The organism is Cyanobium sp. BA20m-14, assembly GCF_024346295.1.
In genome coordinates this window covers 1-16,070 of the sequence record NZ_JAGQCR010000048.1, presented here as the reverse complement: position 1 = coordinate 16,070, position 16,070 = coordinate 1, and the positions used below count along the sequence as shown (strand labels likewise).

General features: G+C 65.6%; 15 protein-coding genes and 2 pseudogenes. 11 read left to right on the top strand and 6 right to left on the bottom strand.

All coding sequences use genetic code 11. The annotated features are described in order from the left end of the window. Positions 1–498, bottom strand: a 498-nt coding sequence (locus KBZ07_RS06510; RefSeq protein ID WP_254930840.1) for a bifunctional 2-polyprenyl-6-hydroxyphenol methylase/3-demethylubiquinol 3-O-methyltransferase UbiG, incomplete at its 3' end; no start/stop codon positions are given. Positions 499–640: 142 nt separating this feature from the next. On the opposite strand from KBZ07_RS06510, the pseudogene KBZ07_RS06505 reads away from it, so the two are divergent. From KBZ07_RS06505 to KBZ07_RS06470, 7 genes and pseudogenes are all read left to right on the top strand, one after another. Continuing rightward, positions 641–3,419: pseudogene (locus KBZ07_RS06505) on the top strand (phycobilisome rod-core linker polypeptide); the annotation flags it as partial. Positions 3,420–3,801: 382 nt separating this feature from the next. Next, a complete protein-coding gene (locus KBZ07_RS06495; protein ID WP_197151447.1) occupies positions 3,802–4,287 on the top strand; it encodes an allophycocyanin in 486 nt (161 codons plus the stop codon). Positions 4,288–4,329: 42 nt separating this feature from the next. Beyond that, complete coding sequence (apcB, locus tag KBZ07_RS06490) at positions 4,330–4,818, top strand: allophycocyanin subunit beta (RefSeq protein ID WP_197151448.1); 489 nt, start codon at positions 4,330–4,332, stop codon at positions 4,816–4,818. 33 nt (positions 4,819–4,851) lie between these two features. Beyond that, the gene (locus tag KBZ07_RS06485; RefSeq protein WP_197151449.1) at positions 4,852–5,052 is read left to right on the top strand and encodes a phycobilisome linker polypeptide; all 201 of its coding nucleotides are present in this window, start codon (positions 4,852–4,854) and stop codon (positions 5,050–5,052) included. Between the two features lie 238 nt (positions 5,053–5,290). Further along, on the top strand, positions 5,291–6,430 hold the full coding sequence (locus KBZ07_RS06480) for an FtsW/RodA/SpoVE family cell cycle protein (protein ID WP_254930843.1): 1,140 nt from the start codon (positions 5,291–5,293) through the stop codon (positions 6,428–6,430). Between the two features lie 9 nt (positions 6,431–6,439). Next, positions 6,440–7,183: a cytochrome c biogenesis protein CcdA gene (locus tag KBZ07_RS06475; protein ID WP_254930837.1), complete on the top strand. Its 744-nt coding sequence runs from the start codon at positions 6,440–6,442 to the stop codon at positions 7,181–7,183. Beyond that, positions 7,180–8,475: a cytochrome c biogenesis protein ResB gene (locus KBZ07_RS06470; RefSeq protein WP_254930836.1), complete on the top strand. Its 1,296-nt coding sequence runs from the start codon at positions 7,180–7,182 to the stop codon at positions 8,473–8,475. The genes KBZ07_RS06475 and KBZ07_RS06470 overlap by 4 nt, the downstream gene beginning before the upstream one ends. Here KBZ07_RS06470 and queF read toward each other — a convergent pair. Further along, positions 8,472–8,891: a preQ(1) synthase gene (gene queF / locus KBZ07_RS06465; RefSeq protein WP_197153353.1), complete on the bottom strand. Its 420-nt coding sequence runs from the start codon at positions 8,889–8,891 to the stop codon at positions 8,472–8,474. The genes KBZ07_RS06470 and queF overlap by 4 nt on opposite strands. A 178-nt stretch (positions 8,892–9,069) precedes the next feature. Between queF and KBZ07_RS06460 the strand changes: the two genes are divergently transcribed. Beyond that, positions 9,070–9,408 carry a P-II family nitrogen regulator gene (locus KBZ07_RS06460; protein ID WP_197151453.1) on the top strand — a complete coding sequence of 113 codons (339 nt, stop codon included), beginning with the start codon at positions 9,070–9,072 and terminating at the stop codon, positions 9,406–9,408. A 27-nt stretch (positions 9,409–9,435) separates the two neighbouring features. Here the strand turns inward: KBZ07_RS06460 and KBZ07_RS06455 are convergent, their stop codons facing one another. After that, positions 9,436–10,305: a TlyA family RNA methyltransferase gene (locus KBZ07_RS06455; protein WP_254930835.1), complete on the bottom strand. Its 870-nt coding sequence runs from the start codon at positions 10,303–10,305 to the stop codon at positions 9,436–9,438. 113 nt (positions 10,306–10,418) lie between these two features. Between KBZ07_RS06455 and KBZ07_RS06450 the strand changes: the two genes are divergently transcribed. Both KBZ07_RS06450 and purB read left to right on the top strand, forming a co-directional pair. Continuing rightward, positions 10,419–10,604 (top strand): hypothetical protein, encoded by a 186-nt coding sequence (locus tag KBZ07_RS06450; RefSeq protein WP_197151456.1) that lies wholly within the window; start codon positions 10,419–10,421, stop codon positions 10,602–10,604. Positions 10,605–10,656: 52 nt separating this feature from the next. After that, positions 10,657–11,952, top strand: a complete 1,296-nt coding sequence (gene purB, locus KBZ07_RS06445; RefSeq protein WP_254930834.1) for an adenylosuccinate lyase — start codon at positions 10,657–10,659, stop codon at positions 11,950–11,952. Between the two features lie 36 nt (positions 11,953–11,988). Here purB and KBZ07_RS06440 read toward each other — a convergent pair whose 3' ends face one another. From KBZ07_RS06440 to KBZ07_RS06430, 3 genes are all read right to left on the bottom strand, one after another. Further along, positions 11,989–12,390 (bottom strand): OsmC family protein, encoded by a 402-nt coding sequence (locus tag KBZ07_RS06440; RefSeq protein ID WP_254930833.1) that lies wholly within the window; start codon positions 12,388–12,390, stop codon positions 11,989–11,991. 24 nt (positions 12,391–12,414) lie between these two features. After that, positions 12,415–12,855 (bottom strand): 23S rRNA (pseudouridine(1915)-N(3))-methyltransferase RlmH, encoded by a 441-nt coding sequence (locus KBZ07_RS06435; protein WP_254930842.1) that lies wholly within the window; start codon positions 12,853–12,855, stop codon positions 12,415–12,417. Positions 12,856–12,916: 61 nt separating this feature from the next. Continuing rightward, positions 12,917–15,664, bottom strand: a complete 2,748-nt coding sequence (locus KBZ07_RS06430; protein WP_254930841.1) for an RNA helicase — start codon at positions 15,662–15,664, stop codon at positions 12,917–12,919. 159 nt (positions 15,665–15,823) lie between these two features. Here KBZ07_RS06430 and KBZ07_RS06425 point away from each other — a divergent pair. Then, a pseudogene (locus tag KBZ07_RS06425) lies at positions 15,824–16,070 on the top strand (hypothetical protein); the annotation flags it as partial.

Genomic DNA, 16,070 nt, shown 5'->3' with positions numbered 1-16,070 from the left:
CCCGGGTCGCAACAACCCCGCCAGGGCCCCCAGCCCCTGCTCTGGTTCGCGCAGGTGGTGCAGCACCCCCACCGAATTGATGTAGTCAAAGGGGCCCTCACCGGCCAGGTCGAGCAGGCTGCGCTGCTCGATGCGCAGCTCCTCCACCTGGGCGGCGGCGCCGGAGCGGCGAGTGCGCTGCCGGGCCACCTCCAGGGCCCCGGCGCTGATATCCACCGCCAGCACCGCAGAGCCTGGGTTGAGGTGACAGAGGTAATCGGTGCTGACACCGGTGCCGCAGCCGGCATCCAGAATTCGCCAGCGGCGGGGGGGCAGGCAGCGGCCCCCGCCGCTGGCGGCCCGGGGGGGCAGGCAGCCGGTGGCGGCTGCCCAGGCACTGTCAACGCACCAGCGCCAGTTGTAACCGGGAGGTGGCCCGTCCTGAAGGGGGTCACCCGGGTAGGGGAAGCGGTCGTAAAAGGCGCTCACCACCGGCGTGGCGGCATCACTGACGGGCACGGCGGCATCGGCGGCTACATGCCGAGCTTTTCACGGCCGCCCACCCCCAGGCTCAGGAGCTCCGGCTGCAAACATTTGTTCAAGGCCGGGCTGGGCCCAATGGGCCAGCCGTAACGTGACCAAACCCGGTTCGCTCCTGTCAATGACCGTGACCGCCAGCAGCGGCAGCACCAGGGTTGCCGCCCAGCGCTACGACACCCTGCCGCTTTCCAGCGTTCGTCAGGCGGAGCAACAGGACCGCTTCCCCGACGGCGGGGAGCTCCAAACCCTCGTGGCCTTTTTCCAGAGCGGGCAGCAGCGCCTGGTGGCCGCGCGCCGAATCTCTGAGAACGCCGACTTCATCGTGGCCAAAGCGGCCAACCGGATCTTCTCCGGCGGCACGCCGCTCTCCTACCTCGACGCGCCGCTGAGCACCTCCGGCCCCAGCGCCAGCGACGCCACCCCCCTGGCCGCCGACCAGGCCGCCTTCCAGCGTTCGGTGCAGACCTTCGCCCAGGGCACCGGCAACTCCAGCGGCAACCTGATCACACGCTTACTCGAAAGCACAGGTGGCGACGCCGATGTAAGGGTTGTGCTGCCCACCGGCTTCAGCCCGATTGCCGTGGGCCGTTACGGCACCGATCGGATGCGCAAGTCGCTGCGCGACATGGGCTGGTTCCTGCGCTATGTGGGCTACGCCCTGGTGGCAGGAGACCCCAGCATCCTGGCCGTGAACACCCGCGGCCTGCGCGACATATTGGAGAAGGCTTGCTCCTTGGCGGCTACCAATGTGGCCCTGCAGGAAATGCGCGCCGCAGCCGCGGGCCTCTGCAAAGACAATCCCCAGGCACGCGAGCTGGTGATCCAGTACTTCAACGTGCTGCTCGCCGAACTGCAGGTGGCCACTCCAAGCACCCGGCAGCGCCTCGGCAGCCCTGAAAGTCAGGGCCTCCAACTGCCTGCCATTTATGCCTTAGCCGCTGACGGTAAGCAGCGCTTCATCATGCGGCCGCGCCTAAGTGGTGCCCAAAAGGCCGAAGTGATTCGGGCCGCCTACCGCCAGGTGTTCGAGCGCGACATCGCCAAGGCCTACAGCCAGACGCCCTGCCCGGTCGAAGCCACCCAGGTGCGTCAGGGCCAGCTGTCGATGCGGGAATTCATCCGCTCCCTCGGCCACAGCAAAGAATATCGCCAACAGTTTTTCGGACGCTTTTCCAATAGCAGGGCGGTTGAGCTGGCCTTCCGCCACTTCCTCGGTCGCGGCATCAGCTCCCGTGAGGAATTCACCCGCTACTTCGACATCGTCAGCGTCCAAGGCCTGAATGGTCTAGTGGATTCCCTGATCAACACCTTGGAATACGCGCGGGTGTTCGGCGAGGAAACCGTGCCCTACCTGCGGGATCTCGGTGAAGAAGCCCAGGAGAGTGCCGGCTGGGGATCAAACCGCAAGCTGTTCCGCTTCAGCGCTCCCTTTGAAGGTGCGCCCCAGTACGTCACCCTCTACGCCTCCTATCGCCAACCCTTCGCAGATCAGCACGTCTACGGCGGCGGTAACGATCCCCTGGCCCTCAACTACGGCGCAATTTTCCCTTCCGGCACCGCTTCGGTGGCCACCAGGCCCGCCCCCTATGGCTACGACAGCCGCCGCATCCTGATCGGCAATGGCCTGGCCCAGCCTGGCCAGATGGACAGCGTCCAGTTCCGCAAGGCCAGCCCCCGCCGGGTGGGTCCCAAGGTTGTGCGGCTCCAGCAGATTGCTACCGGCGGCAGCTCCGTGCCCCGCCGCGGCGGCCAACCCAGTATTCGTGGAACTGAAGCCAGCACCCAGGCAGTTATTAATGCGGTCTATGTGCAAGTTTTAGGCACTGCTGGCTATGCCGGAGAGCGCAATAAAGTTGAGGAAATCAAGCTCGAGAACGGCGATATCAGCCTGCGAGAGTTTATCCGCCAGGTCGCCCGTTCCAAGGCCTTCCGCCGCCGGTATTGGAGCAGCCTTTACATCACCAAGGCCATCGAGGTGATCCATCGCCGGCTGCTAGGTCGCCCAACCTTCGGGCGATGGGAAATTAACGGCTACTTCGATACCGCAGCCCGCACCGGCTTCTATGGGGTAGTCGACGGGATTCTCAACAGCAGCGAATACAACGAAACCTATGGCGAAGACACAGTCCCCTACGAGCGTTTTGTCACCGCTACTGATCGAAATGCCCGCAAGGTGCCCGGCCTCAACCGCCCCTTCGACGCATCTGCCTATGCCAATGAATTTGCCCAAGACAAACGTCCAAACGTGCCCGTTGATCAGACCATACGCACTACCGGGGATATAACCAATCGAAATCTGTCAGCGCGCCGGCAGATTGTCGTGGGGAGCTGGACAGCCCAGACCGTCGGGGGCGAAACCATGAAGGCATCTCAGCCCCAAGACAACTTCACCCCGGGACCAGGCAGCATCCGTCAAGCACCTGCACCGAGTCGCCGCTGGAAGCAGACCCCTATGTCCAGCGACGCCCTTTGAAGCCTCAGCACAGCCTGCCGCTGTGGAGCTGATAAACTGATTGAGAGCACATAGGGTTTGTCAACCGGCCAGGAGCCACCATGGTGAGCCAGATTCATACAGGATTACCCCAAGGGCAAAGCCGCCGCCAAAGCGTGGGGCGCCTTGCTTAGCCTGGACGCACCAGTAGTGAAACCCAGTGCAACAAGAGCTGAAAAGCGTCTACAAGTATCTGCTCAATAGAATCACTATTGTTGAAGAGCCCATAGGGAACATCTAATTCCAATTACACAACCAGCAACTCACGATGGAGGAGCTGGTTAGCAAAGTAGCTGGCAACGAACATCTCCAACGACGCGTCAACCGCATGGCACCCCTACGCACTGCTTCATCGGACTATCTCGCCCTGCTCGGTCGAGCGCCCCAACTCGATGAGGTGAGCGCATTCCCGTGATCACGGTGATCCGCACCCGAAGATTGCGTTCTTAGCCCAAAAGCCCCTCCCTGAGACACTTCAGGCGAAGGAGGGGGATGATTCATGACAACAATTGTCGCAAAAGTTGAGCCGAAAGTCGAAACAAGTGGGGCGGTTAGCGGAGCAAAATGATGAATAATTGCTACGCCAAGCCGCTGTCGCCAAAATTGAACAAAGCCATTGCGCCGCAGCGGGTTCTCCTAACACAAGCGCCGTGAAGAACTGTTACCGCCAAGGGGCCGGTGATTGGGCTTTGCCGCAGAATGATTTGGTGATCGGCGCAAGTCGATCCATTCCCTTACCCACCGGATATCGGTCTCCTTCAAGGCGGCCGCTTGTTTCGAGGCAGAACTGCATGAGCATCGTCTCCAACTCGATCATCAACGCGGACGCGGAAGCCCGCTATCTCAGCCCTGGTGAACTCGACCAGATCAAGTCCTTTGTGGCCGCTGGTCAACGTCGTATTCGGGTCGCCCAGGTTCTAGGCGAAAGCCGCGAGCGCATCGTCAAAACCGCTGGTGGCGCCCTGTTTCAGCGGCGTCCCGACGTGATTTCTCCCGGCGGAAACGCCTACGGCGAGGAGATGACCGCTTCGTGTCTTCGCGACATGGACTACTACCTGCGCTTGGTGACCTACGGGATTATCGCCGGCGATGTGACACCCATCGAAGAGGTTGGAATCATCGGAGCGAAGGAGATGTATCGCTCGCTCGGGACTCCCCTCGATGCCATGGCGGAATCCGTGCGTGAAATGAAGTCGGCTGCCATGGGCCTACTCACCGGCTCTGACGCCGAGGAAGCTGGCTTCTACTTCGACTACGTCATTGGCGCCCTCTCCTGAGACAGCGTTCTTTTACTACTCCCCGCCACCAAAGCTGGATTCATGCAAGACGCCATCACGAACGTAATTAATCAGGCCGACGTTCAGGGCCTTTACCTGGACGACTCGGCTATGGGCCGCTTAGAGCAGTACTTCACCAGTGGTGAACTGCGCGTTCGCGCCGCTGCCACCATCAGCTCGAATGGTTCAGCAATCATCAGAGAGGCCGTGGCCAAGTCGCTGCTCTATTCGGACATCACCCGTCCCGGCGGCAACATGTACACAACCCGTCGCTATGCGGCCTGCATCCGCGACCTGGACTACTACCTGCGCTACGCCACCTACGCCATGCTGGCCGGCGACACCTCGATCCTCGACGAGCGGGTGCTCAATGGTCTCAAGGAGACCTACAACTCCCTGGGCGTGCCCATCGGCGCCACGGTCCAGTCGATCCAGGCCATGAAGGAAACCACCGCTTCCCTGGTGGGTCCGGATGCCGGCCGGGAAATGGCCGTGTATTTCGATTACATCTGCTCCGGCCTGGGCAACTGATCCCTACCAGCGGCACACCCGAGGATCATCTCCATGCGTCTGTTCAAGATCACGGCCTGCATCCCCAGCCCGGAAAAGAGCCGCACCCAGCGTGAGCTTCAGAACACCTATTTCACCAAATGGGTGCCCTATGACAGCTGGTTTGCTGAGCAGCAGCGAATCATGAAGCAGGGCGGCAAGATCCTCAAGGTGGAACTGGCCACGGGCCGCCGCCAACAAAATGTCGGCAACTGAGCTCCCGGCCAGGCTGAATCCCTTTAGCAACCCAGAGCCCGGCCCAGGCCGGGCTTTTTTATGGCCCATTTTTGGTTAACCATTCCCCACCGGAGGCTCGACAACCACCCCTGGTGCACGGCTGAATGGGTCCTCGTGATGGCGTTTTCCAAGCCATCCCAACCATCTGCCATTGGCTCGAACCGCAACCCCCCGTCGCAACAGCGAACCGCCCCCCCGTTCCAAAAAAGCTTGGGGCCTGTGGCCCTTGCCCTGGGAGCAGTGGCCCGCAGAAGCGCGCCTGCTGCTGGCGATGGTGGGCCTGTGGAGCGGAATCGGCCTGCTTGTGCTCACCTCGGCCAGCTGGTGGGTCGCCGAACGGGAGATGGGGGATGGAGCCTTCTATCTCAAGCGGCAGCTGATCTGGATGGTGGCCAGCTGGGGGTTGCTATGGCTGGGCCTGAGCACCAGCCTGCGGCGTTGGTTGCATCTGGCTCCCCTGGGCCTGTGGGGCGGCATCCTGCTGATCGCGGCCACCCTCGTGATGGGCAGCACCGTCAACGGTGCCAGCCGCTGGCTGGTGATCGGGCCGGTTCAGCTCCAACCATCGGAATTGGTCAAGCCCTTTCTGGTGCTGCAAGGGGCCGCCCTGTTTGCCCACTGGAAACGCATCGGCATCGACCAGAAACTGCTGTGGCTAGGGGTGTTTGGGGCCCTGATCCTGCTGATCCTCAAGCAGCCCAACCTCAGCACAGCCGCCCTTTCCGGCTTGCTGCTCTGGCTGATGGCCATGGCCGCCGGCCTCTCGATGCCCCTGCTGCTGGGGGCGGCCGGAGCTGGGGGGCTGCTCGGCATTGGCAGCATCATGCTCAACGAATACCAGCGCATCAGGGTGGTGTCCTTCCTCAATCCCTGGAGTGACGCCCAGGGGGATGGCTACCAGCTGGTGCAGAGCCTGTTGGCAATCGGCTCGGGAGGGTTGTTGGGGGAAGGGTTTGGCCTTTCCACCCAGAAGCTGCAATACCTGCCGATTCAGAGCACCGACTTCATTTTCGCGGTGTTTGCCGAGGAGTTTGGCTTTGTGGGCTCGGTGGGGTTGCTGCTGTTTTTGATGCTGTTTGGCTTCGTGGGGCTGCGGGTCGCCCTGAGCTGCCGTAGCAACCAGCAGCGGCTGATCGCCATTGGCTGCACCACCCTGCTGCTGGGCCAGTCGATCCTGAATATCGCCGTGGCCAGCGGCGCCATGCCGACCACCGGCCTGCCCCTGCCCCTGATCAGTTACGGCGGCAATTCCCTGATGGCCAGCCTGCTGGTTTGCGGATTGCTGATCCGTTGCTCCCTGGAAGCCGGTGGCCTGGCCCCTACTCCCCGCCGCCGCCGCCCCGCACCTGCCCGATAGGCTGGGTCCATGATCAGCCTTGGGCCCCAACTGGCCGACTGGGCCCGCACTAGCGAGGCCCTGCTGCAGCACTCCCTAGCCAGCCCCACCCCGAGCACCGTGGCTGTGGTTTTTGCCGGGGGTCTGCTCACCAGCCTGGGCCCCTGTTCCCTCTCGCTGCTGCCGGTGACCCTGGCCTACCTGGCGGGCTTCAGCGGCCCTGCCGGCAGCCAGGAATTGGAGCGCCAGGCCCCCTGGAAGCGCAGCCTCAGCTTTGCCGCTGGCATCGTGGCAGCCCTGGTGCTGCTTGGCCTAGTGAGCGGCTTCCTGGGCCGCATCTACGGCCAGATTCCCGGGCTCGTACCGATCGTGGTGGCCCTGCTGGCCCTGCTGATGGGCCTCAATCTGCTGGGCCTGCTCAGGCTGCCCCTGCCGGCGGGGCCCGATCCTGAGATTTGGCGCCGCAAAGTGCCTGCCCCGCTGGCACCCCTGGCCGCCGGCCTGGCCTTCGGCCTGGCCGCAACCCCCTGCACCACCCCCGTGCTGGCAGTGCTGCTGGCCTGGATGGCCCAGAACGGCAAACCCCTGGTGGGGATGCTGCTGCTCAGCAGCTTTGGCGCCGGCCAGGTGTTGCCGCTGCTGCTGGCCGGCACCGCCGCCGCCAGCCTGCCCGGCCTGCTCAGCCTGCGCCGCGTCGGCCAATGGGTGCCCCCAATCAGCGGGGTGGTGCTGGTCACCACCGGGGCACTCACCCTGATGGCCAACTGGCGATGAAGGCCCTCCCCCGGCTGGTGGCCCTGATCTCCGATCTGCGCCTGGCGATCGTGCTGCTGCTGGTGATAGCCATCGCCAGCGGCGTGGGCACGGCCATCCCCCAGCGGGAAACGGCGGAGTTCTACCACCGGCTCTACGACCCCCAGCCCTGGCTTGGCCTGCTGCCTGGCGAAGGGGTGCTGGCCCTGCAGCTCGACCACATCTATTCCAGCGGCTGGTTTCTGGGATTACTGGCCTGGCTGGCCCTGGCCTTGCTGCTGTGCAGCTGGCGGCGCCAATGGCCCGCCCTGCGGGCCTCGCTGCGCTGGATTGATTACCGCAAGCCGCGCCAACTCAGCAAGCTGAGCCTGGCCGAAAGCCTCGCCACCGACCAGCCCGCGGCAAGCCTTGAAAAGTTGGGGCAACTACTGGAGGGCAAGGGCTGGCAGATCCGCCTCCAGGGGGATCGCCTTGCGGCCCGCAAGGGGCTGCTGGGCAAGGTTGGCCCCCTGCTGGTACATGCCGGCATGGTGGTGCTGATGCTGGGGGCCGCCTGGGGGGCCGTGGCAGGCCAGCGTGCCGAGCAATACCTGGCCCCCGGCCGCAGCCTGGAGCTGATGGACAGCCGGGGCAGCAGCAAGCTCACCCTCGCCCTCGACAACTTCTCCATCCAGCGCGATCCGGCCGGCCGGCCAGAGCAATTCACCTCCCAGCTGCGCATCCTCGAAGGCGATGGCAGTGGCGGCAGCCTGCTGAAACAGGCCCAGATCAGCGTGAACCACCCCCTGCGCTTCCAAGGGGTGACCCTCTACCAGGCCGACTGGGCCCTGGCGGCAATCAGCCTGCAGCTGGGCAGGAGTCCGCTGCTGCAGTTGCCCCTGCAGAGCTTCCCCCAGCTGGGCGAGCAGGTGTGGGGACTCGTGCTGCCGACCCGCCCAGATGGCAGTGAGCCGGTGCTGCTCAGCCTGGGCAGTGAGCAGGGACCGGTGGAGGTGTACGGCGCCGACGGCAGCCCCTTGGGCCAGATCAGCCCCGGAGGCGAAGCGTTGGAGGTCAAGGGGCTACCCATCCGGGTGGCGAGCGTGCTGCCGGCCAGTGGCATCCTTTTGAAACGAGATCCAGGCGTGCCGCTCGTCTATGCAGGCTTCGCCATCGCCCTGGCCGGCGGGGGGCTCAGCCTGGTGGCAACCCGCCAACTCTGGGCGATCGCCGAAGAAGGGCCTGGCCCGGGCCAGCTGCATGTGGCGGGCCTTTGCAACCGCAACCTCACCGGCTTTGCCGCCGAATTGCCCCAGCTGCTCAGCCAGCTCTAACAGGCAAGCCGGCTGCCGTGGCTCACCCGCACCACGGTGTGCACGTTGCCGCGGGGGTGGAAGTCTGCCTCCAGCTGCATCCACTGGGGCTCGGTGGCAGCCACAAGATCATCGAGGATGCGGTTTGTGACCTCTTCGTGGGAGATGGCCCGGTCGCGGTAGCTGTTTACGTAGAGCTTGATCGCCTTGAGCTCTACCACCCTGGGGCCAGGCTGGTAGATCAGGCGCAGCACCGCAAAATCCGGATAGCCCGAAAAAGGGCACTTGCAGGTGAATTCCGGCAGCTCAATGGAGATTTCGTAGGCCCTGCCCGGCCGGGGGTTGTCAAAACAGATCAGCTCCGCCTCGGCGATGGCCCGCTCGCCATAGGCGGGGGTGAGGGTGCGATCGGAAACGGCAGCAGGGCTGGAAGACATGGAAAGGCGATAGGGCCCGGCCAGAAACCGGCGGAAGGCCAATCCTAGGAACGGGCCCAGACCTGCTGGCCGGTAGCCACAGCTACCACGATCGCCCCGGCACTCGGGCCTAATAGGCCTGTCGGCTGCCATCGGCAGCGGGCACCTGAGAGACTTCCCATCAGCATCAGCTGCTTCCATGAAAAAAGTCGAGGCCATCATTCGTCCCTTCAAGCTCGAGGACGTCAAGATCGCACTGGTCAACGCGGGCATCGTGGGCATGACCGTCAGTGAGGTGCGAGGCTTTGGCCGTCAGAAGGGCCAGGTGGAGCGCTACCGCGGCTCGGAATTCACCGTGGAATTTCTGCAGAAGCTCAAACTGGAGATCGTCGTCGATGACGACAAGGTGGATACGGTGGTTTCAGCCGTCCAGGAAGCTGCCCGCACCGGCGAAATCGGCGACGGCAAGATTTTCGTCAGCACAATCGACGCCGTGATCCGCATCCGCACGGGCGATCGCGACAGCGGCGCCATCTAAGCCTGAGCCCCGGGGTACGGTCTGGGGTCAGCCCTTGGCGGCAGGGCAGGGGGCCAGGGTGGTGGCCACCAGGGTCCTGATGGTGGCGGGGGTGACCCCAGCGGCTGGGATGGCCCGGTCTACTGGTGCTCCCTGCGGACCAAGGCCAGTGGGCCGCAGCCAGAGCAGGTATTCGTGGTTGCCCGCCGGGCCGGTGAGTGGTGAGGCCACCAACCCCCAGGCCTCCAGGCCCAAGGCCGCCGCCGCCCCAACCACGCCCGCAATGGCATCGCAGTGGGCAGCAGGATCCCGCACCACCCCCCCCTTGCCCACCCGCGCCTTGCCCACCTCAAACTGGGGCTTGACCAGCAGGAGCAGATCCCAGGCCGCTTCGGGCCGGAGTAAGCCCAGCAGGGCGGGCAGCACCAGGGCAAGGGAGATGAACGACACATCGGCCACCGCCAGATCGGGCCAGGGGTCAGCGGGCCCATAGAGATCGGCCGCCACCAGGTGGCGCAGGTTGGTGCGCTCCCGCAGCACCAGGCGCGGATCGCAGCGCAGGCGCCAGGCGGTCTGCCCGTAGCCCACATCGATGCCATAGACGCGCTCTGCGCCGTGCTGGAGCAGGCAATCGCTGAAGCCCCCGGTGGAGATGCCGCCATCGAGGCAGACCCGGCCCCGCACCTCCAGGGGGAAGGTGGCCAGGGCCTGGAGCAGCTTCTCCCCGCCCCGGGAGACAAATCGGGGGGATTGCTGCACGTGCAGCTCCGCCTCCGGCAACACTTCCGTGCCTGGCTTGTCGAGCACCCGATCGCCCAGGCGCACCCGCCCGGCCCGGATCAGCTGCTGGGCCTGCTGGCGGCTGGCGGCCAGGCCGCGGGCCACCAGCTCCTGATCCAGGCGTTGTCTGCGGCCCATGGCACTTGCGCTTCTGTGATCAAACCACAACTCAAACGGAACAGATTCCAAGCATCAGGGCCCCATGGCCAAACCCGACCCAGGATGGCCCCCATCTTCCCCATGCCCCAGTGATGGCCAACAACGTGGTGGAGCTTCTCTACCCGGGAAGCTTCGTGAAATTGCGCAACCAACCCGCCGACCTGCCGCCCTTCCAGCTGCTCCAGTGCCGTGGTGGTCGCTGCTGGGTGCGCCAGCAGGCCTGGGGTCAGCAGGTGCAGTGGGAAGTGGAACACCGCCGGCTCACCAGCGTGGCCTGAGCGCCCCGGCGGCCGCACCCATACATTGGTCCAGAAGTGAGCCCCCGCGGCCTTGATCGAGCGTTACACCCTGCCCGAGATGGGCAACCTCTGGAGTGAAGAGGCCAAGTTCCAGAGCTGGCTCGATGTGGAGATCGCCGCCACCGAAGCCAACTGTGAGTTAGGGCGAGTGCCTGCTGAGGCGGTTGCCACAATTAAGGCCAAGGCCCGTTTTTCAGTGGAGCGGATCCTTGAGATCGAGGCGGAGGTGCGCCACGACGTGATCGCCTTCCTCACCAACGTCAACGAGCACGTGGGTGACGCCGGCCGCCACATTCATGTGGGCATGACCAGCTCCGATGTACTGGACACGGGCCTGGCCCTGCAGATGAAAGCCTCGGTGCAGCTGCTGCGCACCGAGCTGGATGCCCTAGCCGACGCCATCCGCGAGCTGGCGCGCGCCCATAAGGGCACCGTGATGATCGGCCGCAGCCATGCCATCCACGGCGAGCCAATCAGCTTCGGCTTCAAGCTGGCTGGCTGGCTGGCGGAGGTGGAGCGCAACCGCGAGCGGCTCGAGCGCCTGGAGCGGGTGGTGAGCGTGGGCCAGATCTCGGGCGCCATGGGCACCTACGCCAACACCGACCCCCAGGTGGAGGCGATCGCCTGCGCCAAGCTCGGCCTGGTGCCCGACACCGCCAGCACCCAGGTGATCGCCCGCGATCGCCACGCCGAATACGTGCAGACCCTGGCCCTGGTGGGCGCGGCCCTGGAGCGCTTCTCCACCGAGATCCGCAACCTGCAGCGCACCGACGTACTCGAGGTGGAGGAGAACTTCGCCAAGGGACAAAAAGGCAGCTCGGCCATGCCCCACAAGCGCAACCCGATCCGCAGCGAGCGCATCAGCGGCCTGGCCCGAGTGCTGCGCAGCTACGTAGTAGCGGCCCTGGAGAACTGCGCCCTCTGGCACGAGCGCGACATCAGCCACAGCTCGGTGGAGCGGATGATGCTGCCGGATTGCTCGGTGACCCTCCACTTCATGCTGCGCGAGATGACCGAGGTGGTGAAGGGCCTGGGGGTCTACCCCGCAAACATGGCCCGCAACATGAATGTGTATGGCGGTGTGGTGTTCAGCCAGCGGGTGCTGCTGGCCCTGGTGGAAGCCGGCATCAACCGCGAAGACGCTTACCGGATCGTGCAGCGCCACGCCCACAGCGCCTGGAACACCGATGGCGGCAACTTCCGCACCAACCTTGAAGCCGATGGCGAGGTGACGGGCAAGCTCAGCGCTGAGCAGCTGGCTGAGTGTTTCAGCACCGATCTGCATCAGGCCAACCTGGGCGTGATCTGGCAGCGACTGGGGATTTGAGCTGAGGGTTTTGAGCTGGGGGCTCTGGCGGGCTGCTCAGCCCCAGTGCAGCCGAATCGGCACCGCCACCTCCAGGCTCAGCTTGACCGGACAGCTTTCCCCGGCCCGCTGCAGCACAGCTCGCTGCTGCTCGCTGAGGCCCACCGGCAGGCTGATCCACACCTCCAGCAGGGCGATGCGCCGTGGAGCCTCGGCGCCCATGGTCTTCTGCACCCGGGCCGTGGCCCCCTGCAGCGGCCAGTCGTGGCGCTCGGCGACGATTCCCAGGATCGTCAGGATGCAGGTGCTCAGGGCAGTGGCCACCAGATCGGTGGGCGAGAACCGCTCCCCCTTGCCCTGGTTGTCGGTGGGGGCATCGGTCTCGAGCACAGAGCCCGAAGGGCCATGGCTGGCATGGCAGCGGAGGGCTCCCTCGTAGCGGCTGTCGATCGTGGTCATCGCGGGGCGTAAGCGCCTCCCCACTCAAGCGCCTGGACGGTGGTACGGCCCGCCCTGCTGGATCGAGCGGGCCCGGTAGAGCTGCTCGAGCAGCAGTAGCCGCGCCAACTCATGGGGGAAGGTCAGCGGCGAGAGGCTCAGGCGCCAGCTGGCCCGCACCTTGAGCGCCGGATCGAGGCCAGCGGCGCCGCCGATCACAAAAGCCAGCTGCTCGGAGCCGGATCCCTCTAGTGCCTGGGCGAAGGCCAGTGAGTCATAGGTCTGGCCCTCTTCGCACAGGGCTACCAGCTGCTCACCCCGGCGCAGCTCGGAGCTGATCGCCTCGGCTTCGCGGGCCAGGCCGCCATCGCGCAGCTCGACGATCTCCAGCCCCGGCAAGCGCCTGCGATATAGCTCCACCCCCTCGCTCACCCAGCCCTTGCGCACCTTGCCCACCGCCAGGATGCGGATGCGGGCGGGGTTGATCAAGGGCGAAGCCGGCGCAGCATTCAAGCTACTGTCGAAGCAACGCGACCCATGCCGAAGCTCAACCCCCAGGATCCCCAGGGGGCCTGGCAATCGCCGCCGGCGCCTTGGGCAACAGATCCTCGATCTCGCAAACCGGGAAGCGGTTGATCGCCTTAAGGGCGGCCCGGGCGTTGTTGCGCAGCTGCTGGCTGATCGCTTCGCAGTAGGGCACCTGGGCCAGCAGATCCACGGTGCGGCGCAGGATCCGCACCACATCCCCCTCATCGATGGAAGTGTTGGCGATCATGTCGCTCCAGCTGGCCCCTTTGGCCCAGGCGTGCACCAGGCCAGTGAGTTCAGGCTCCCACCAGAGCGGGAAGGTCACCTTGGCCCCCTCCTGCTGGCGCTCCAGCTCCCGGCGCAGGCCGCGCAGGTCGTGCAGGGCCTCCTCCACCGCCGGGGGCGGTGGATAACCGCTCCAGAGATCGGGCCGGCTCACCTCGGTGGAGATCGCCTCAAACACCGCCGCCAGCTGGGGCGGATCGAGCTCGTCGAGGTGGCCGCTCATCAGGGCCAGGCCCAGCCACAGCTCGTTGTCACCGCGCAGGGCCGCCACTGTGCGGCCCACCTCGGTGGGCTCCAGACCCTCGGGGCCGGCCAGGGCACCGAAGTGACGCAGCACCTCGATCAGGGACAGGAAAGTTTCCCAGTGCCTGTTCGACCTGAAGTGCAGCAACTGCTGGCGCTCGCCAATCTCAACCTGGAGCTCCTCCATCCGGCGGCGGTGCTTTGTCAGCTGGCGGCGGTCGCCCCAGCGGTGGGCAGGATGCAGCTCGAGCCGCTCCTCCAGCTGATCTACGAGCTGGGCCTGGGCCCGCACCTCACCGGCCAGGTCGTACTGGGGGGTGGCCATGTCGTGGCGGCTGGCCATCGAGGCCACCGCCAGGGCCAGGCCGCCACTGGCCTGGTCGCCATGGCGGATCTCACCGGCGTGGTCTAGCTCGGGGGCATCCACCTGGCCCACCTGCAGGCAGCTGAGCTCGGCATGCAGGCTCACGACCCCCTGGCAGGGCAGCAACACCCAGAGGTTCTCATCGGTGAGGCACTTGAGCAGGGGGAACTGACCCGGCCCCTTCACCTTCTCCACAATCACCGCCGGCGTCACCCGGCCGCGCAGCTGGGGCGCCTTCAGGCTCACCAGACTGCCCTCGCTGGCAAACTGCAGCGCCAAGGTGAGCTCGTGGGCGAGGGTTTCCTCGGCCTGCTGCTGCAGGGTCCGCTGGATGCGGCGCTCCTCGCGCAGGTGGGCCCGCCGCTTTTCGTAGTCTTCAAAATCGTCCCAGGGAACCTCGCCCGAGCCGTCTTCCAGGCCCGCCAGCTGCTGCATCAACTGGGCAATCCGGGCTTCGTCCTCCACCAGATCCAAGGTGGCCAGGTAGCGACCAAAACTGCGCTCCACCAGCTCCCTGGCCTTGGCCAGGGGGTACCGCTGCAACAGGTTGAGCACCATGCCGTAGCTGGGCGTGAACTGGCTCACCAGCGGATCGGCCGGCGCAGTCGCCAGCTGGCCCGCCTCCCGCACCCCCTCGAAGCGGCTCTGCACGGTCACCACGTAGCCCTGGGAATCCAACCCGCGCCGCCCGGCCCGGCCCGCCATCTGCAGGAATTCACTGCCCATCAGCGGCCGGTGGCCACGCTCGGTGCGCTTGGAGAGGGCAGAGATCACCGTGGTGCGGGCCGGCATGTTGATGCCCGCGGCCAGGGTTTCGGTGGCGAACACCACCTTGATCAGGCCCTGTTGAAACAGGCCCTCGATCAATTCCTTCCAGGCCGGCAACACCCCGGCGTGGTGGGAGGCGATGCCCCGCAGCAGGGCTTCGGCATGGCCGCCCTCGCGCACGGCCTCGGGGGTGGTCGCCACAAACAGATCCAGTCGGGCCTGAATGCGGGCCTGCTCGGCGGGCGTCACCAGAGAAGCCCTGCCCAGCTCCTTGACCCCCTTGTCGCAGCCGCGGCGACTGAAGATGAAATAGATGGCCGGCAGCATGTCGCGCTCGGCCATCTGGGCCACCACAAAGCCCAGGGGCGGCGCCTCGGGCTGGGGCGGCTTGGGGATTTTGGGACCCTTGCGGCGACTGCCCTTGGGGGCCCGCCAGACTTTGCAGTTGGGATGGAGGCCCGTGCCCTCGTCGTTGAGCAGGGGGTGCAGGCCCTTGGCGCTGCAGAAGCTGAAGGCCAGGGGCACGGGCCGGTGGTCGCTGTGCACCAGCGAGGTGGGGCCATGCACCCGATTGATCCAGTCGGTGAGCTGGCCGGCATTGGCCACCGTGGCCGAGAGCGCCACCAGCTGAATCGAGGGCGGACAGTGGATGATCGATTCTTCCCAAACGGTGCCGCGCTGGGAATCATTCATGTAGTGGCACTCGTCGAGCACCACCGCCTCCACGCCCTCCAGCGGGTCATCTCCCGCATCGGCTTCCGCGTAGAGCATGTTGCGGAAGATCTCGGTGGTCATTACCACCACCTGGGCCTCCCGGTTGAGGCTCATATCACCGGTGAGCAACCCCACCCTCTCGGCGCCAAACTGCTCGCGGAAATCGCGCAGCTTCTGGTTGGAGAGCGCCTTCAGCGGCGTGGTGTAAAAAACCTTCTGGCCATGGGCCAGGGCCCGGTAGATGGCGTATTCGCCCACCAGGGTCTTGCCCGAACCCGTGGGCGCACTCACCACAACCGAATGGCCCTGCTGGAGGGCATCGATCGCCTCCAGCTGGAACTCATCTAGGGGAAAGGGAAAGATTGCAGCCGGATCCAGCCCGTTGGGCGCCACTTCAGGCACGCTGCTGTCGGGGCTGGATCATCTATCCATCTTATGGGAACCCCTCTCCCCAAAGCACGTCCCGCCCCAGCACGTCCCACCGCGGCAGGGGCTTGAACCAGGCTCGATTTAACGTGCCGCGACGGGAACGGGTCGTTGAGATCGAGATCATTGGGACCCAACGCCTCCCACTCCCAGCTGCCGCTAGCCACCCCCTGGCAACAGGAGCTGCGGCGCCAGCTGGCGATCCTGCCGGAGCAGCGCCGCCGCGGCCTGCGCAGCTTCGAGCCCGGCCAGGCCGCCGCCCGACTGCAGGTCGATGGGGCGCCCCTGCTGGATCTGGCCAGCAACGACTACCTGGGCCTGAGCTGCCATCCCGCCGTGGTTGCCGCCGCCCAGGCCGCCGCGGCCCTCGAGG

What these genes read in the sequence shown, in the direction of transcription:
- apcB (WP_197151448.1), top strand. Translation starts at nt 4,330, where the DNA reads ATGCAAGACGCCATCACGAACGTAATTAATCAGGCCGACGTTCAGGGC.
- KBZ07_RS06470 (WP_254930836.1), top strand. Translation starts at nt 7,180, where the DNA reads ATGAAGGCCCTCCCCCGGCTGGTGGCCCTGATCTCCGATCTGCGCCTG.
- queF (WP_197153353.1), bottom strand. Translation starts at nt 8,891, where the DNA reads ATGTCTTCCAGCCCTGCTGCCGTTTCCGATCGCACCCTCACCCCCGCC.
- KBZ07_RS06485 (WP_197151449.1), top strand. Translation starts at nt 4,852, where the DNA reads ATGCGTCTGTTCAAGATCACGGCCTGCATCCCCAGCCCGGAAAAGAGC.
- KBZ07_RS06440 (WP_254930833.1), bottom strand. Translation starts at nt 12,390, where the DNA reads ATGACCACGATCGACAGCCGCTACGAGGGAGCCCTCCGCTGCCATGCC.
- KBZ07_RS06475 (WP_254930837.1), top strand. Translation starts at nt 6,440, where the DNA reads ATGATCAGCCTTGGGCCCCAACTGGCCGACTGGGCCCGCACTAGCGAG.
- KBZ07_RS06455 (WP_254930835.1), bottom strand. Translation starts at nt 10,305, where the DNA reads ATGGGCCGCAGACAACGCCTGGATCAGGAGCTGGTGGCCCGCGGCCTG.
- KBZ07_RS06495 (WP_197151447.1), top strand. Translation starts at nt 3,802, where the DNA reads ATGAGCATCGTCTCCAACTCGATCATCAACGCGGACGCGGAAGCCCGC.
- KBZ07_RS06450 (WP_197151456.1), top strand. Translation starts at nt 10,419, where the DNA reads ATGGCCAACAACGTGGTGGAGCTTCTCTACCCGGGAAGCTTCGTGAAA.
- KBZ07_RS06460 (WP_197151453.1), top strand. Translation starts at nt 9,070, where the DNA reads ATGAAAAAAGTCGAGGCCATCATTCGTCCCTTCAAGCTCGAGGACGTC.